The organism is Vibrio sp. R10-SG3-ISO3 (genome assembly GCF_059834225.1).
In genome coordinates this window covers 46,321-61,655 of the sequence record NZ_JCBDHE010000030.1, presented here as the reverse complement: position 1 = coordinate 61,655, position 15,335 = coordinate 46,321, and the positions used below count along the sequence as shown (strand labels likewise).

Genomic DNA, 15,335 nt, shown 5'->3' with positions numbered 1-15,335 from the left:
CCTAAAATTGTATGAAGGTGTTTAACTACCTGGTACTACTAGGCATTACTTTGATTAGTCAAGTTTCATTGGCCAATCAGCCTACACCAGCTCAAATAGAACAATTCAAGAAGCTACCGAAATCTCAGCAGGAGCAACTGGCACGCCAGTATGGGGTTGACTTGTCGCTCCTTGAATCCTCATCACAGGCTCCAGCGTCAGTTAACGTCGTATCTCAGCCAGTGAGAGTACAGCCAAGTGAACCCGAAGCTGAGGTTAAAAAAAATGTGGAAGTGCAAGATCAGTCGCTTCCTCTGTTTGGGTATGACGTATTGAACGGAGTCCCAGGAAGTTTTGTAACGCTCGACAACACTCCCATTCCCACAGATTATGTTTTGGGTGCGGGTGATGAGCTCTTGGTACATGTGTTTGGTAAGGAAGATCAGCAATATTCTCTCGTTGTTGATAGAAGTGGGCATATTACCTTGCCTAAAATCGGCCCTTTTAGTGTTTCAGGTAAATCTTTTAAGCAGGTCGATGAGCAGCTCAGCGCTTTGATTGAAGAACGGATCATCGGTGTCAACGTGACCGTGTCCATGGGAAGCATGAGGTTAATGCAAGTTTACATTACGGGGGAGGCTAATCAGCCTGGTGCTTACAATGTAAATGGTCTCACGACAATGACTCAAGCCATTATCGCGGCAGGAGGTGTGAAACCAACAGGTTCACTACGCTCCATATTTTTAAAGCGAAAAGGTAGAGTCGTTGCCCAATTAGATATGTATAAGCTATTGCTTGAAGGTGATTCAAGTAAAGATGTTCGTTTGCAAAAAGGCGATACCCTTTTTATCCCAACAAAACAGTCTAACATCACGATAAGTGGTGAAGTGACACGACCGGCTCACTATGAAATCGTTGGTGAAACAGCATTAAAAGATGTTGTATCGTATGCTGGTGGGACTGTGAATACCGCTTATCTTGCGGCTGTCACCATTCGAAAGCAAACTCAAAAAGGTATTGTTGTCGACACTATTGATTATACGACGCCTGCTGGTCGGCAATACAAAGTATCTGACGGTGATGAGATATTCTTCCACAAAGCTAGTCTTAATTTAGTCGATGCAGTGGCCGTTCGTGGTCAAGTAACCAAACAAGGTATTCATTCGTTTCGCAGTGGTATGAAAGTCTCTGACATTTTGTCTTCATTCGAAGAAGACTTGTTGCCGTCAGCAGATCTTGAATACGCTTTGGTAGTTCGAGAGAAAGGATATAGAAAAGGTATTGAGGTTCTGCAATTTGAGCTCGGCAAGGCAATGGCAAACCCTGGTTCAACAGACGATCTCACATTAAGTAATAGAGACCAAATATTTGTGTTTTCGACCAATCTTGATGTCGACTTTTGGTTGGGGAAAGGAGCACAAAAAAGAATTGAGTTAGAGAGACAAAGAGCCAACGATGCTCAAGTCGGCTCATCTGTTAGTGGCGTTTCCTCAGTAGCTAAAGCCTCTGATTTGGCAGACAATGATAAACTGTCTCTTCGCGAACGAGAGCTAATGCCTATTCTAGAGCGATTGCAAGAGCAATCCTCGCTCGCTCTTCCTGCGCAAATAATACAAATAACTGGAGAGGTGAAATTTCCTGGGAGATACCCTCTTACTCAGAATATGACGGTGTCTGACTTGGTCAAAGCCGCAGGTGGCCTCATGGAAGCTGCGTATGTAGAAGGCATTGAGTTAATCCGTTTTGATGCAAGGACAACAGATGAAACCAAACTGCTAGAAAAGGTGCAGCTTGATCTGAGTCGCAATGACACGAGAAATGGTGAGTTTGTATTGCAATCTAAAGATCGCGTGACGGTTCTCAAGAATACAGCGTGGCGTTCTGAAATGACTGTTGAGCTAACAGGGGAAGTCATGTACCCCGGCGTTTACGCGATCAATAGAGGCGATACTATCCTCGATGTTATAGAACGGGCTGGTGGACTAACAGAGTTTGCTTATCCAAATGGTGCTGTATTTGCGAGAGAGAGCTTGAAAGAGCGTGAACGAAAACAAATGGAGCACTTAAAAAGTTCCTTACAAAGTGAGATTGCGAACTTAACGTTGAGGCGTAACAGCTCGAGTGCAAGCTTTTCATCAAGTCCATCAGAAGCCATGGCCTTGGTAGAGAACTTGTCATCCACAGCGCCATTGGGACGAATGGTAATTGATTTACCAGCTATTCTTGCTGGTGACCAAGATGCCAATATATTGTTGACCAATCTTGATCGTCTTCATATTCCTGAGTTTGATAAATCGGTTTCCATCATTGGTGAAGTGCAGTTTACGTCTACTCATACTTTCGATTACGGAAAAAGTGTAGAAGACTATATTCGACTTGCAGGTGGGACCAAAAAACAGGCAGATACAGACCGAGTGTACGTTGTGCGAGCCAATGGTTCAGTAATGTTGCCCAACAACTCATTTTGGTTTAGCCGCAATAGTGAGTCATTACAACCTGGTGACACCATCATAGTACCTGTTGATGTCGATTATCTTGATGGCTTGAGCACAGTCGCTTCTGCTACACAAATTATGTATCAATTGGGAGTTGCATGGAGTGCCATTAGCGATTGATATGAGTTGATAGCGAGTTGTACGTTCTATGTACAACTCGCTTTAAATAATAATCTGCGTTATTGATAAGCCCATTCATCAGTAAGGTGAAATAACGCTCAAAGTTTGCGATTAAACAATTAGGCGATTCTTACGAACATGTCAGATATTAAATCCACACATACGCAGCAAGGTGGCTTTCACGTTATACCGCCTTTTCCTTCCGATACTCGAGATGATGAAATCGACTTAAAAGAGTTGTTTATTGCGCTTTGGCATGGCAAATGGACAATCATTTTAGTGACGTTTTTGTTTTCTGTAGCTGGGGTAGTATTTGCGCTAAATCAGCCAAATACTTATAAAGCGCAAGCCCTTTTGACGGCTACTCAAGGTGGAGGGTCGGGGGGGATATCTGGTTCTCTTGGAAATTTAGCCGCATTCGCAGGTGTTAGTTTGGGTGGAGGGAATCAAGCTGACCCTAAAGTTGAGGCTTTGGCTGTGTTACAGTCTCGAAAGTTCATTGAGGCGTTTATTGAGAAACACAAACTTCTAGCGCCTCTCATGGCCCTTGAAAGTTGGAATGAAAGCCACGAAGAGATACGTTACGACTCGGAACTGTACAATGTCAGCACAGGTAAATGGATGTTGGACGAAAATGGTGAGTCTTTAAAGCCGACTTTATGGGAGGCGCATAAAGCGTTCAAAGAGATACTTTCTGTTTCCGAAAACAAGGATAATGGAATGGTCACTGTTTCAGTGGTTAGTGAATCACCCTTTCTCGCTCGCCAGTGGACCACCTTATTGGTTGAAGACATCAACTTATGGATGAAAGAACAAGCGCTGAAAGAGGCAAGCTCGAAAATCGCCTACTTAGAAACACAAATCACTAAGACATCGATTACAGAGCTACAAAACATGTTTTATTCGTTGATTGAAGAGCAATATAAAACCCAGATGCTAGCAGAGGTAGAAGAAGAGTTTGTCTTTAAAACGATAGACCCAGCTGTGGTACCAGAAGACAAAGATGGCCCTAAACGAGCGCTGATTTGCGTACTCGCTACTTTGCTCGGGGGTATGTTAGGTGTCGCTGTTGTTCTCGTAAAGTACGCTTTTCGCAAAGAGGATAAAAATAACGACTAGTCAGTACGTTACATCAGCTCGCTGAGTTAATTGTTATGCTAATTGTTTTACATTGTTCTTCTGGTCTCATAAAATAGTTCATGAAGTGATTAAATATCCTTCAACTTTGTGATCACTGAGTCAAATTTTATAAGGAATATTCATGAAAAATATCGCGTTGGCACTATTAATTGCCTTTGGCGTTTCTGGGAATGCACTAGCTGCAGGTGAGGCGGCTGGCGCAGCTTCTGGTTCAACTGCAAGTGGTAGTGCCGCTGCCGGTGGTGCTGCTGCTGGTGGTGGTGCTGCTGGTGGTGCTGCTGCTGCTGCTGGTGCTGGTATTGGCGCTGCAACGGTTGGTGCAGTTGCTGCAGGCGTTGTTGTTGCTGGAGCGGTTGTTGCATCGGTTGCAGACAACAATGATGGCACAACAGGCGCAGATGGTACTACCAACTAATCCTCGTTTAGTCAAAAAACACCCCGGGAGGGGTGTTTTTTTTATTACTTTATCAGCATTTTTTAGGTTTTATGCATGCGCAAATTATGGGTTTTTGCCCTCTCAGTCGGAATGCTTTTGTCAGGTTGCACACAACGTTTTCAAAATGTCGGCGATACGATGAGAGAGGGAGTATTGGGCGGAGAAGACGCCTCGGTTACGCGGCAACACGTAGATTCTTTGCCATACGCGAGTATTTATGCGCGTATTAATGATGGCCCTCGGTTGTTTATGGCCTTGGCGTTTGCAGACAAAGAAACCAAATCAGATTCAATGTTGTTGAAGTGGGTTTCGTCAGACCGAGGAATGATCGTTACGAGGGATGGACGTATCGTGAAAACTGTTGGTCTGCCTGATACAAACTTAGTACACATATCTTCATCCGATGTAGCTCCCTTTCCCATTAATACATCACAAGCGCAACAATGGCAGGCTATTTATGATTGGCAACCTAACTATCGCTTCGGTCATATCGCCGTGCTTAACTCTTATGTTGTAGGCGAAGAAAGTATCGAGACGATCAGAGGCCGTCTGTCAGCGAAAAAGATTGTTGAAAAGGTTGAATTTAAGGGACTGAATAAACGGTTTGACAATATTTACTGGTTGGATCGTCAAGGTTACGTTGTTAAGACCGTTCAATGGCTGCATCCTGATGAATTGAAAATAGAGTTAGAAATATTGAAGCCCTATGGAATGAGAAGTAGGCAAGAGAATCCACGATGAAGAGCTTAGTTGCACTAATTATTACACTGTTGGTAACCGTTCAAGTGAACGCTCAACTTGTCATTCAGTTGCCTCAGGAAGAGATTGCTCTGGAGTATTCGATACCCGTCAGGTTGAGCCAAGTGCTGAGTGATATCCCTTCTTTTAGTCAAACCATTACTTTTGATGACTATAGTATCGCCAATAAAATGTTTAATCACGACAAACACAAAAAAGCTTCTCAGCTGAAACAGACTGTCTTGAATCGGCTGCAAGAACAGCTATCAAGCGACTTAACCAAGAATAAAACAATTGGCGCATTAATCGAGCAAGTTCGAACATGGCCAATTGGATACCGAGAATTTGTTTCGCTAGATTATGATCAAGTCAGGCTTCATCCTAAAAATGATCCTCTTTTGTCAGGTCGTTTTGAACTTGTACAAGGTATGCGAACATCAACGATATCAATCGAAGGCGCTGTCTATCAGACCAGCAAGGTCTCTATGTCTGCAAACCAAACGTTATCGGATTATCTTACTTCGGTCAAACTACTGCCAGAGGCGCACAAAAGCTACGCTTGGGTCATTTACCCCGATGGTGAGAGTAAGCGGGTGGGTTATGCGTATTGGAATGATGAAGGGGTTTCTTTGACACCTGGAAGCACAATATTTATTGGATTTGACTCTGACTCCGATGAAACGATTGAACTAGAAAAATCGATAACTCAATTGCTTAGTATGAGGAAGGACCTGCCATGAAACGCTTTGTCGCAACTTTAATATTCGCACCTAGCGTTTTCGGTATTCAAAGCATGGCTTATGCTCAAGCTGATTGGCAGGTTTCACAAATGGATTTTGGTGGTGTGGGGTTGCTTCAAACTCCTACGGCCCGAATGGCCGACGAAGGTGAATTTAATGTCGGGTTGAATTACAACGATGACTACTACCACTACACGGCTTCAGTACAATTAATGCCCTGGCTGGAGACAACGGTTCGCTATACTCGAGTACCTGATGTGCTGTATAACTCGGATGCCGATTATAGCGGTGATAATCTCTATACCGATAAAGGTATAGATTTTAAATTGCGCCTCCTTGAGGAAAGCTACTGGTTACCTGAAACTTCAATAGGTGTTCGAGACTTTGGTGGAACCGGCTTGTTTGACGGAGAGTTTGTCGCCGTATCAAAGCGGTTCGGTTCTGTTGATTTTAGCGTGGGTCTGGGATGGGGCTATTTAGGTCAAAGAGGTAGCGTGACGAACCCCTTTTGCAAAGTCAGTGACTCTTATTGCCAACGCCCAAGTGATTTTCGCGGTTCCGGAGGCAGCGTCGATTACGCACGTTGGTTTAAGGGGCCATCAGCGGTATTTGGTGGTATCGAGTATCAAACACCTTATGAGCCTCTTCGATTGAAAGTGGAGTATGAGGGCAATGATTACAGCCAAGATTTTCCGGTTAGTCGTGGTGGGAAAACTATGGTCCAGCATACACCTTGGAATTTCGGTCTAAGCTATCGATTCTCAGACTGGATAGATGCCAAGGTCAGCTATCAACGCGGTGACACACTGACATTAGGTGTGAATATGTATACTAATTTTAACGACCTAAAAGCAACTTGGCGTGATGAACCCAAACCTATATCAAAAGGGCGACCTAGCGAGCGCGATACTGACTGGGATATGGTTGTAAAAGAGCTAGAGTCTAATGCAGGCTACTCTCAGGGAGTGTTGACCCAGAATGGCCAGACAATACAACTCTCAGCAGAGCAGGAAAAGTACAGAGATAGAAACGAGGCGTTGGAACGAGCCGCCATTCTGTTAAACAACGAACTGACCGATGAGATCCAAGAGTTTAACATTCAGGAAACTCAGAGTGGTTTGGTTATGACGGAAGTATCTATAGATAGGTCTGATTTTGACAAATATGCCAACTATCGAACTATGGATGGTCATGTGACGGACACTTTCAAGAAGACTCAGCCAACTTCTTTGAAACACATCCAACCTATAGTGAATTCGAAAGAGAAGTGGTCTGTTGGCGTCGAGCCTAAATTATCACAAACGCTTGGTGGACCAGAAAGCTTTTACTTGTATAGTTTTGGTATCAATGGGACATCCAACGTTTGGTTGACAGATAGTTTGGAGCTTAGTGGATCTATTTATCTAAACTTGTTTGATAACTACGATAAGTTTAATTATGTAGAGAACTCTCCTCACATCAATAACTATTCAACTCCTAGAGTTAGAACGATGTTCAGAGCTTACGTCCATGATAATACCTTAAGGTTAAATCGATTACAGTTAACTTGGTTCGAGCAGCTATCAGACAATATTTATTCGCAATCCTATGGCGGCTACTTAGAGATGATGTTTGCTGGCGTTGGTGGTGAGGTACTATATCGACCGTTGGATACTAATTGGGCTATAGGTGCTGATATAAACGTCGTCAGTCAGAGAGACCCGGACTCTTGGTTTGGAGTTTATGAAGAAGATTATTTTTTCTACGATGAGTCAAGCTGTGATGAAGCCATACCATCATGTCAGGCTTTTGTTTTGAGTCAGGGAGTGACAGGCCATGTTACCGGTTACTACATGCCAGAGTGGGAATTTTTGCGTGGCACCTTGTTTAAAGTGAGTGCAGGTCAATTCTTGGGTGGTGACATAGGAGCTAGGCTTGACGTTTCAAAACAATTCAATTCTGGAGTTATTGTTGGAGCCTACGCGACCAAAACAGATCTGAGTGCGGAGGAGTACGGGGAAGGTAGTTACAACAAGGGTTTTTATATATCGATACCATTAGATGTGCTTACGGTGAAACCAAGCACGGGTAGAGCTAGTGTTAGCTGGGAGCCTATTACACGTGATGGTGGTCAAATGTTAAATAAATTGCATAATCTGTTCGAAACTACTGATGCGCGTTCGACTTGGTATCAACGTTCTGGTAACTAGATGAAAGCCCTCGCTATTTTTTGGCGAGGGCTATTTTGATTGGCTAAACCCAAAGAGTAGTACGTGAAATGCCATTAGCAATACTAAAACTTTGATTTGAGTTGAATATCCACGCTCTCATGCAGCTCTGAATAGACCACCACCGCTTCACCACTCACCAAGCTCTGACGGATCTGGGCGATTTTCTCGTCAAGAGAGATTTCCTGCTCGCCATAGTCCGTCCCTTCACGCAGTACAAATTCACGGATCAGGTTGTCTAGGGTGTCAGGGGCGATCTGTTGCCAAGGGATGATCATAAATACCTCATTCATTTATGATGAAAGTTGAAGGCGGCTATTATGCCGAAAGGGCTAACGATTCGAAACGCTTAGGGATTCATAGTACGCCGGCAACGCCTCTTCCAACCAAAAGCGCGGTTTGATGGCGCTGCCAGTGAGAAACCCAACGTGGCCGCCTTGATCGAACAGGCGGTAGTCGATGTTGTCTGGCAGGACAAATTTCGGGATGACGTCGGGCGTCATAAACGGGTCGTCTTTGGCGTGGATGATTTGTGTCGGCAAGCGGATTTCTTTCAGGCGATGAATCCCAGAGCAGCGCTGGTAGTAGTCTTGCGCGTCTTTAAAACCGTGGAGGGGAGCTGTGATGAGGTCATCAAACTCCATCAGTTTAGTGACCCGTTTGATGCTTTGATAAGAGAGATCGAGCTCGCCTTTTAACAGATGATGTTTACGCAGCGCGTTTTTCTTAAGTGAAGAGAGCAGATAGGTTTTGTAGACCTTGGAGAAACCTTGCTCGATCCGCTCAGCGCAGGCCGACAAATCCAAAGGCGCGGAGACGATGGTTGCCGCGTCAAGCAGTGGCTCATCGCGGTAGTCGGCTAAGTAGTTCGCCAACATGTTTCCGCCTAGAGAGATGCCGACCGCGACTTTAGCTTGCTCGGGAAACAGGTGGTTGAGATGGCGTAAAAAGTGGCGAGCATCCTCGGTTTCGCCTGAGTGATAGGCGCGCGCGGTGTGGTTGGGTTTACCGCTGCAACCGCGAAAATGCATCATCACGGCGAGCCAGCCCTGGGAAGAAAACGCGTGCATCAATCCGTTGGCGTAGGGGCTGTAAAAACAACCTTCTAAGCCATGAAACAGCACGAAAATGGGTTTGCGCGCGGCGCGCTCTTGTTGCCAATCTTCGCTCCAAGCGAGATCGAGAAAGTCGCCATCGGGCGTATCAAGCGTTTGCCAGATAGGCTCAAACAAGGCTTTTTTGCGAATCAGGCGCGGAGCCAAGGTTTGCAGGTGCGGGTTGGTGAGTCCTTTCGCGGCGGTAAAATGTGTCATAAGCCTATCCCTTGCTCGCTTCTGTATTTGGCGGGTTGCCGACAGTCGGATACCAATCGGTATGCAGCGCGGCGTAGAGGGGCTCAGCATCCTGCTGCCGACAATAGTGCAAGGTGAGTGGTTCGCCTTGATTCTCTTGCAGTGTGAGCGTGTTGACGCCAGTGAGCAAATCGACCTGCTGCTGTTTTTCTAGCTCTAGCTCGAATTGCAGTGCCTCGCGGTAGAGCGTATCGGGCGCGCCAAGTTTTAACTTGCGGCGCAGCTCTCGATAGCTGTGCAGCAGAGGTTCACATCGCGCCAGGCTAGCGTGCAGCGTTGCCCAGCCCTGCTCGTCAAAGGTGAGCCTCTGCTCATCTAACCAGCGTACCAGCAGCAGTAAATTGACATTGCCACCATAGCGGTTTTGCATACTAAGACAGGCGTCTTTCACTTCACGCACGCTGTAGTATTGCAAGCAGAATGCCCACAGCTCGTCGTGTGACAGGCGCGCGGCTTGCGCGCTGTCTTGCGATGCTTGTGCTTCGGTGGTCTCTACTGGCTCGCGTCCGTGAACGCCGCTTCCATCTGTTCGAGTTGTTCTTGCCCTGCCATCCATTCCATTTCTACCTCCTCAAGCTCAGCTTTGCAGCTTGCTTGAGTCGCCAATACTTGATTAAGTTTAGCCTTATTTTCTGCTTCATACAGGCTGTTGTCAGACAGCTGTACTTCAGCGTCATTGAGCGCTTTACCCAACTTATCCATTTTTTCTTCGAGTTTTGTCAGAGTTTTGCGAAGAGGGGCGGTCTGCTTACGAAATTCTGCTTCACGACGCTTTTGCTCCTTCTTGGCGGCTGCGCTGTTGGTGGTGCTTTTTTCAGGTTGAGCGTCTTGCGCGTCACGCCTCTCTTGTTTTTGCTGTTCCGTCAGCCATTTATAGTAGTCATTGAGATCGCCATCGAAGGGCGCGACTTGTCGGTCGTGCACCAAATAGAGGTCGTCGGTGGTGGCGCGCAACAAGTAACGGTCGTGCGAGACGATGACCATCGCACCCTCGAAGGTTTGCAACGCAAGGGTCAGCGCTTCACGCATATCGAGATCGAGGTGGTTGGTCGGTTCGTCGAGCAGCAGCAAGTTCGGTTTTTGCCACACAATCAGCGCCAGCACCAAGCGCGCTTTTTCGCCGCCGGAGAAGGGCGCGACTTTTTCCAGTGCCTTATCACCTTGAAAGCCAAAGCTGCCAAGATAGTTACGCAGCTCTAGCTCGTTTTTATCCGGGGCGATTTGCATCATGTGTTGTAATGGCGTCTCTTCGGGATGCAAGGTTTCGAGCTGATGCTGGGCAAAGTAGCCAATTTTGACCCCTTGTGAGTAGGTCAAATCGCCACCTTGAGGCTTGAGCTCACGCGAGAGCAGTTTGATCAGCGTTGACTTACCGGCGCCGTTGCGCCCGAGCAGGCCAATTCGGCTGCCAGGAACCAGGTTGAGACGAATTTTGTCGAGGATTAAGGCATCGCCATAACCGGCACTGACCTCATCCATCATGATGATTGGGTTAGGTAGGGCCAACGGCTCACGGAACTCAAAGCTAAACGGGTTATCAAATTGTGCCGGCAGGACTTTCTCCATGCGCTCCAACGCCTTAATGCGGCTTTGCGCTTGGCGCGCTTTGGAGGCTTTGTAGCGGAAACGGTCGATGTAGCTTTGCATGTGCGCCATCTGTTTCTGCTGCTTCTGAAATTGCGCTTGTTGCAGGATCAGTTTTTGCGCGCGCTGCTCTTCAAATGACGAATAGTTACCGGTGTACTCATTCATCGTCTGATTCTCGATATGAATGATGCGACCGACAATCGGATCGAGAAAGTCTCGGTCGTGAGAAATCAAGATTAAAGTACCCGGGTAATTTTGCAGCCAGCGCTCAAGCCACATCACGGCATCCAGATCTAAGTGGTTGGTCGGTTCGTCGAGCAGCAGCAAGTCAGAGCGACACAGCAGCGCCTGCGCTAAGTTAAGGCGCATCCGCCAACCACCGGAAAATTGGGTCAAATTCCAGCTCATCTGCGTTTGGCTAAAGCCTAAGCCATCGAGCAGCTCCGCGGCGCGCGCTTTAATGCTGTAGCCGCCAATGGTTTCGATTTTGCCGTGGATCTCAGCGACGAGCGTGCCGTTGTCTTTCTGTTCCGCTTCGGCCAATTGCGCTTCCAGTGCACGATACTCGCGGTCACCATCAATCACATACTCAAGGGCGCAGCGCTCTAGGGCGGGCGTTTCCTGAGCCACCCAAGAGAGTTCCCAGTGAGCGGGTTTAGTGAAGTTTCCGCCATCGATAGAGAGTTCGTCTTTGATCAGCGCAAATAGTGTGGATTTACCACAACCGTTTTTGCCGACTAGGCCGACTTTGTCCCCCGGATGAATCGTCGCCGTAGCGTGTTCAAGCAGGGGTTTGCCGCCGCGCAGCAATTCGATGTCAGAAAAGGTGATCATAATGTTACCCGTTGGGTTCTCGCGATGTGGACTGGTCTTGCGTCGCATAGTAGGGGGATTGGCGTAAAAAGTCGATCATTGCGTCGGTGTTGCTGGCGTATGTGTTGTTTCGGGTTGCGCTTTTCTTGGGCCTATTGGTGGTGTGAATTGATTGATTAGCATTGAGAAATAGCAGCGAACCACGTATTGTCAAAGGCAACAGAGAAGAATGGATGGTGATTCACGGATGGAACTGTCATCGACCCCCACGTCTAAGCAGACACTTAAGCATAAACCTAAAGTGCTGGTGCTGTACGCGCACCCAGAGTCGCAAGGTTCAGTGGCCAATACGATCATGCTTAAGAAAATAGCCTCACTTGAGCACGTTACTGTGCGCGATTTGTACGCGCACTATCCTGAATTCTTTATTGATGTCGCTGCTGAGCACCAACTACTGCTCGAGCACGATGTAATTGTCTTTCATCACCCTCTTTATATGTACTCTTGTCCGGCGCTGCTTAAAGAGTGGATCGATCGCGTGTTAAGCAAAGGATTTGCCTTTGGCAAAGGCGAAGCGCTCAAGGGCAAAGTGTGGCGCAGCGTGATCACCACAGGCGGTCATTTTGATGCGTACGCCAAATCGGGCTACAACCGCTATCCACTGTCCGAGATTTTGCAGCCGTTTGAGTTGACCGCCGCCTTGTGTCAAATGGAGTGGATTGAACCGCTGGTGCTTTACTGGGCGCGCAATGTGACTGACTTGGAGCGTTATCAACATGCCGAAGAGTACCGTCAATGGCTCAACGATCCGCTTGCGCCGATGACTACGGGGGCCGAGCTGAGCGAGGCGAAAGCGCGCGCACAAGGGGGGCAAGATGGCTCTGGAAAGTGATTTTCTGCAAAGCAGTGTGATTTTCCTGACCGCTGCGGTGGTGGCGGTGCCACTGGCTCAGCGTTTAGGCCTGGGCTCTGTGCTCGGTTATCTGTTGGCGGGCGTGGCGATTGGTCCTTGGGGACTGGGGCTGATTAGTGATGTGGAAGCGATTCTCCATTTTGCCGAATTTGGTGTGGTGCTGCTGCTGTTTTTGATTGGCCTTGAGCTCAATCCCAAAAAACTGCTGAAAATGAAAGGGCCGATTTTAGGCTTGGGCGGCGCTCAAGTGGTGTTGACTACGCTCGTATTGGCGAGTATTGCCAATCTCTTTGGCGTGAGTTGGCAAACCAGCGTGGTGATCGGTATGGGACTGGCACTTTCATCTACCGCTATCGCCTTGAAAGTGATTGAAGAGCAAGGGCTAGGCGGCAGTGAGGCCGGGCAGTCAGGGTTTGCGGTGCTGTTGTTTCAAGATATTGCGGTGATCCCTATGCTGGCGGTGTTGCCGCTTCTGGCTGGGCACACCAGTGGTGATTGGCTCAGCGCCGTGTGGATGGTCGGCGGCGTGATAGGTTTGCTGGTCGGTGGTCACTATTTATTGCGCCCTTTGTTTCGCTACATCGTATTAAGTGGTGTTCGAGAGTTGTTTACCGCGTGTGCCTTGCTGCTGGTGATCGGCATCGCTTTGTTGATGCAGTCTTTGGGGCTATCCATGGCGCTCGGGACCTTTCTTGCGGGCGTGCTGCTGGCAGAAAGTGAATACCGACATGAGCTCGAGATAGCGATTGAGCCGTTTAAAGGCTTGTTGCTTGGGCTGTTTTTTATTGCCGTAGGCATGGCGGTCAATCTTGGTCTGTTGGCGCTAGAGCCGTTGGCGGTGCTGATATCGGTGATTGGCCTGGTATCGATCAAAGGGCTGATTTTGTACTTGCTGGCTAAGGCGTCGGGAAGCCGACCCAAAGCCCGCAGTAAAATGGCAGCCATTTTGAGTCAAGGCGGTGAGTTTGCGTTTGTGATTTTTACCGCTGCGAGCAGCCAAGGGTTGTTGAGTAAAGATCAAACCGCGTTTTTATTGGTGGTGGTCAGCCTCTCTATGGTCACCACGCCCTTGCTGTTGATGGCGCAGAACAAGTGGTATGCACGCGGGCTCAATACCTCAGGTCAGTCGGCGCAAAGCGACATCATCAACAAACGTCCGCGGGTGATCATTGCCGGTTTTGGTCGTTTTGGGCAGATTGTGGGTCGACTTATGTACGCCAACAAAATCAAAGTGACCGTATTGGAAAGTGACGCCAGCCAAATTAAGCTGCTGCGTAAATATGGCTACAAGGTATTTTATGGTGACGCGACGCAACTGGATTTACTGCGTGCCGCCGGCGCCGACAAGGCGGAAGCGATGATCATCTGTACCGACTCACCGGATGAAATCATGAAGATCGTTGAGCTTTGTCAGCACTATTTTCCGCACCTAAAGCTGCTTGCTCGTGCGCGCAGCCGAGTGGAGGCGTATCAGCTTCTCAGTCACGGTGTAGACAACTATTCGCGCGAAACCTTTTTGGGCGCGTTAGACTTAGGGCGTCAAGCCTTGGTTGAGATGGGCATGCACCCCTATCAGGCCAAACGTGCTGAGGCGCACTTTAGAAAGTTAGACAATGCGATGCTCAAAGAGCTTCTGCCACAGCACAACGAAGATAAGCAGTTGGCGCTGAGAGCCAAAGAGGCGCGTAAAGAGCTGGAAGAGATTTTTGGTCGTGAGATGGAAAGCGACCAGCAATCGAAAAACTACTGGGATTGAGCTCATCAAGCTCTACGCTTCCCATAACCGATAACCCATAACCCTACAAACCCAATAACAAGAGCACCATGAAAAAACGATTTATAGCTGGGGCGAGTTGCCCACATTGCCAAGCTCAAGATACCCTGCGCTGGTGGATAGAGAACAATATTGAGTGGGTCGAGTGCGTGGAATGCCAGCACACCGATCAACGAAAACCGCAAGAGGTGGAGAAAACGCCGCATGCTGGTCAAGATATGATCGGTATTTTTAAGCCAGATTGATTGAGTTTATAAAAATCATCCCCATAATGTCCGCTTAGACGACACTATTTTACGGAGCGTTTGTGTTGCTCCGTTATTCACTCTCCTTGGAGTCATTATGAAAATCGAAAAGAACGTAGTTGTAAGCCTTGCTTACCAAGTGAAAATGGAAGACGGCGTTGTCGTTGACCAATCAACTGCCGATGCGCCGCTAGATTACCTACACGGTAACAACAACCTGATCACGGGTTTGGAAACTGCGCTTGAAGGCAAAGAAGCAGGTGCGAAGTTCTCTGTGACGGTTTCACCAGAAGAAGCGTACGGCGAGCATAATGACGCATTGGTTCAGCGCGTTCCTGCTGACGTATTCCAAGGTGTGGATCAAATTGAAGTGGGCATGCGCTTTCTAGCAGACACTGACCAAGGTCCTATTCCTGTCGAAGTGACAGAAGTAGACGGTGATGAAGTGGTGGTTGATGGTAACCATATGCTTGCAGGTCAAACGCTGACGTTTGATGTGGAAGTGGTTGCGCTACGTGAAGCGACAGCGGAAGAGATCGAGCACGGTCACGTACATCAAGCGGGTGGTCACGACCACGAGCACGAAGGCGGCTGTTGTGGCGGTGAAGGCCATGACCATGGCGAGAAAAAAGACGGTTGCTGCGGTGGCGGTGGTTGCGGCTCGCATTAATAGTGAGTGCCTAGTTTCTAGTGGCTAGTTCCTAGAGGTGGGCAGAGAGGCTAAAAAGCTAACAGGAGCGTGAGTTGAGTGATCGACTTGCGCTTTTTTTGTTGTTTGGGGATAGGCTGACTGAGC

At 47.8% G+C, this 15,335-nt stretch carries 14 protein-coding genes; 10 read left to right on the top strand and 4 right to left on the bottom strand.

Annotation, left to right across the window (positions count from 1 at the left end; translation table 11 throughout):
• Positions 1-11: 11 nt before the first annotated feature.
• The 6 genes from AC6R1A_RS07200 to AC6R1A_RS07175 all read left to right on the top strand — a co-directional run bounded on the left by AC6R1A_RS07200 (position 12) and on the right by AC6R1A_RS07175 (position 7,837).
• On the top strand, positions 12-2,594 hold the full coding sequence (locus AC6R1A_RS07200) for an SLBB domain-containing protein (protein ID WP_500633604.1): 2,583 nt from the start codon (positions 12-14) through the stop codon (positions 2,592-2,594).
• 138 nt (positions 2,595-2,732) lie between these two features.
• A complete protein-coding gene (locus tag AC6R1A_RS07195) occupies positions 2,733-3,713 on the top strand; it encodes a Wzz/FepE/Etk N-terminal domain-containing protein (RefSeq protein WP_500627504.1) in 981 nt (326 codons plus the stop codon).
• 142 nt (positions 3,714-3,855) lie between these two features.
• A complete protein-coding gene (locus AC6R1A_RS07190) occupies positions 3,856-4,149 on the top strand; it encodes a hypothetical protein (RefSeq protein WP_500633603.1) in 294 nt (97 codons plus the stop codon).
• 75 nt (positions 4,150-4,224) lie between these two features.
• A complete protein-coding gene (locus tag AC6R1A_RS07185) occupies positions 4,225-4,911 on the top strand; it encodes a YjbF family lipoprotein (RefSeq protein WP_500633602.1) in 687 nt (228 codons plus the stop codon).
• Positions 4,908-5,648 (top strand): capsule biosynthesis GfcC family protein, encoded by a 741-nt coding sequence (locus AC6R1A_RS07180; RefSeq protein ID WP_500633601.1) that lies wholly within the window; start codon positions 4,908-4,910, stop codon positions 5,646-5,648. The genes AC6R1A_RS07185 and AC6R1A_RS07180 overlap by 4 nt, the downstream gene beginning before the upstream one ends.
• Positions 5,645-7,837: a YjbH domain-containing protein gene (locus AC6R1A_RS07175; protein WP_500627508.1), complete on the top strand. Its 2,193-nt coding sequence runs from the start codon at positions 5,645-5,647 to the stop codon at positions 7,835-7,837. Before AC6R1A_RS07180 ends, AC6R1A_RS07175 begins: the two co-directional genes overlap by 4 nt.
• A gap of 83 nt (positions 7,838-7,920) precedes the next feature.
• Here the strand turns inward: AC6R1A_RS07175 and AC6R1A_RS07170 are convergent, their stop codons facing one another.
• Genes AC6R1A_RS07170 through AC6R1A_RS07155 form a run of 4 tightly spaced genes read right to left on the bottom strand, consistent with a single transcriptional unit; the run spans position 7,921 to position 11,628 of the window.
• The gene (locus AC6R1A_RS07170) at positions 7,921-8,133 is read right to left on the bottom strand and encodes a YheU family protein (RefSeq protein ID WP_500629854.1); all 213 of its coding nucleotides are present in this window, start codon (positions 8,131-8,133) and stop codon (positions 7,921-7,923) included.
• Between the two features lie 54 nt (positions 8,134-8,187).
• Complete coding sequence (locus AC6R1A_RS07165) at positions 8,188-9,168, bottom strand: hydrolase (protein WP_500632854.1); 981 nt, start codon at positions 9,166-9,168, stop codon at positions 8,188-8,190.
• 4 nt (positions 9,169-9,172) lie between these two features.
• Positions 9,173-9,763, bottom strand: coding sequence for a TIGR02444 family protein (locus tag AC6R1A_RS07160; RefSeq protein ID WP_500632853.1), 591 nt, complete (start codon positions 9,761-9,763; stop codon positions 9,173-9,175).
• Complete coding sequence (locus AC6R1A_RS07155; protein ID WP_500632852.1) at positions 9,700-11,628, bottom strand: ABC transporter ATP-binding protein; 1,929 nt, start codon at positions 11,626-11,628, stop codon at positions 9,700-9,702. Before AC6R1A_RS07155 ends, AC6R1A_RS07160 begins: the two co-directional genes overlap by 64 nt.
• A gap of 226 nt (positions 11,629-11,854) precedes the next feature.
• Between AC6R1A_RS07155 and kefG the strand changes: the two genes are divergently transcribed.
• The 4 genes from kefG (at position 11,855) to slyD (ending at position 15,209) form a co-directional block, all read left to right on the top strand.
• Positions 11,855-12,499, top strand: coding sequence for a glutathione-regulated potassium-efflux system ancillary protein KefG (gene kefG / locus AC6R1A_RS07150; protein WP_500632851.1), 645 nt, complete (start codon positions 11,855-11,857; stop codon positions 12,497-12,499).
• A complete protein-coding gene (gene kefB / locus AC6R1A_RS07145) occupies positions 12,483-14,276 on the top strand; it encodes a glutathione-regulated potassium-efflux system protein KefB (protein ID WP_500630339.1) in 1,794 nt (597 codons plus the stop codon). Before kefG ends, kefB begins: the two co-directional genes overlap by 17 nt.
• A gap of 68 nt (positions 14,277-14,344) precedes the next feature.
• On the top strand, positions 14,345-14,539 hold the full coding sequence (locus AC6R1A_RS07140; RefSeq protein ID WP_334554646.1) for a YheV family putative zinc ribbon protein: 195 nt from the start codon (positions 14,345-14,347) through the stop codon (positions 14,537-14,539).
• Between the two features lie 97 nt (positions 14,540-14,636).
• Positions 14,637-15,209: a peptidylprolyl isomerase gene (gene slyD / locus AC6R1A_RS07135; RefSeq protein ID WP_500632850.1), complete on the top strand. Its 573-nt coding sequence runs from the start codon at positions 14,637-14,639 to the stop codon at positions 15,207-15,209.
• The last annotated feature ends 126 nt before the right edge of the window (positions 15,210-15,335 follow it).

Excerpts from the sequence above, each read along its gene's own strand:
- AC6R1A_RS07200 (WP_500633604.1), top strand. The coding sequence starts at position 12 with ATGAAGGTGTTTAACTACCTGGTACTACTAGGCATTACTTTGATTAGT.
- AC6R1A_RS07195 (WP_500627504.1), top strand. The coding sequence starts at position 2,733 with ATGTCAGATATTAAATCCACACATACGCAGCAAGGTGGCTTTCACGTT.
- AC6R1A_RS07190 (WP_500633603.1), top strand. The coding sequence starts at position 3,856 with ATGAAAAATATCGCGTTGGCACTATTAATTGCCTTTGGCGTTTCTGGG.
- AC6R1A_RS07185 (WP_500633602.1), top strand. The coding sequence starts at position 4,225 with ATGCGCAAATTATGGGTTTTTGCCCTCTCAGTCGGAATGCTTTTGTCA.
- AC6R1A_RS07180 (WP_500633601.1), top strand. The coding sequence starts at position 4,908 with ATGAAGAGCTTAGTTGCACTAATTATTACACTGTTGGTAACCGTTCAA.
- AC6R1A_RS07175 (WP_500627508.1), top strand. The coding sequence starts at position 5,645 with ATGAAACGCTTTGTCGCAACTTTAATATTCGCACCTAGCGTTTTCGGT.
- AC6R1A_RS07170 (WP_500629854.1), bottom strand. The coding sequence starts at position 8,133 with ATGATCATCCCTTGGCAACAGATCGCCCCTGACACCCTAGACAACCTG.
- AC6R1A_RS07165 (WP_500632854.1), bottom strand. The coding sequence starts at position 9,168 with ATGACACATTTTACCGCCGCGAAAGGACTCACCAACCCGCACCTGCAA.
- AC6R1A_RS07160 (WP_500632853.1), bottom strand. The coding sequence starts at position 9,763 with ATGGATGGCAGGGCAAGAACAACTCGAACAGATGGAAGCGGCGTTCAC.
- AC6R1A_RS07155 (WP_500632852.1), bottom strand. The coding sequence starts at position 11,628 with ATGATCACCTTTTCTGACATCGAATTGCTGCGCGGCGGCAAACCCCTG.
- kefG (WP_500632851.1), top strand. The coding sequence starts at position 11,855 with ATGGAACTGTCATCGACCCCCACGTCTAAGCAGACACTTAAGCATAAA.
- kefB (WP_500630339.1), top strand. The coding sequence starts at position 12,483 with ATGGCTCTGGAAAGTGATTTTCTGCAAAGCAGTGTGATTTTCCTGACC.
- AC6R1A_RS07140 (WP_334554646.1), top strand. The coding sequence starts at position 14,345 with ATGAAAAAACGATTTATAGCTGGGGCGAGTTGCCCACATTGCCAAGCT.
- slyD (WP_500632850.1), top strand. The coding sequence starts at position 14,637 with ATGAAAATCGAAAAGAACGTAGTTGTAAGCCTTGCTTACCAAGTGAAA.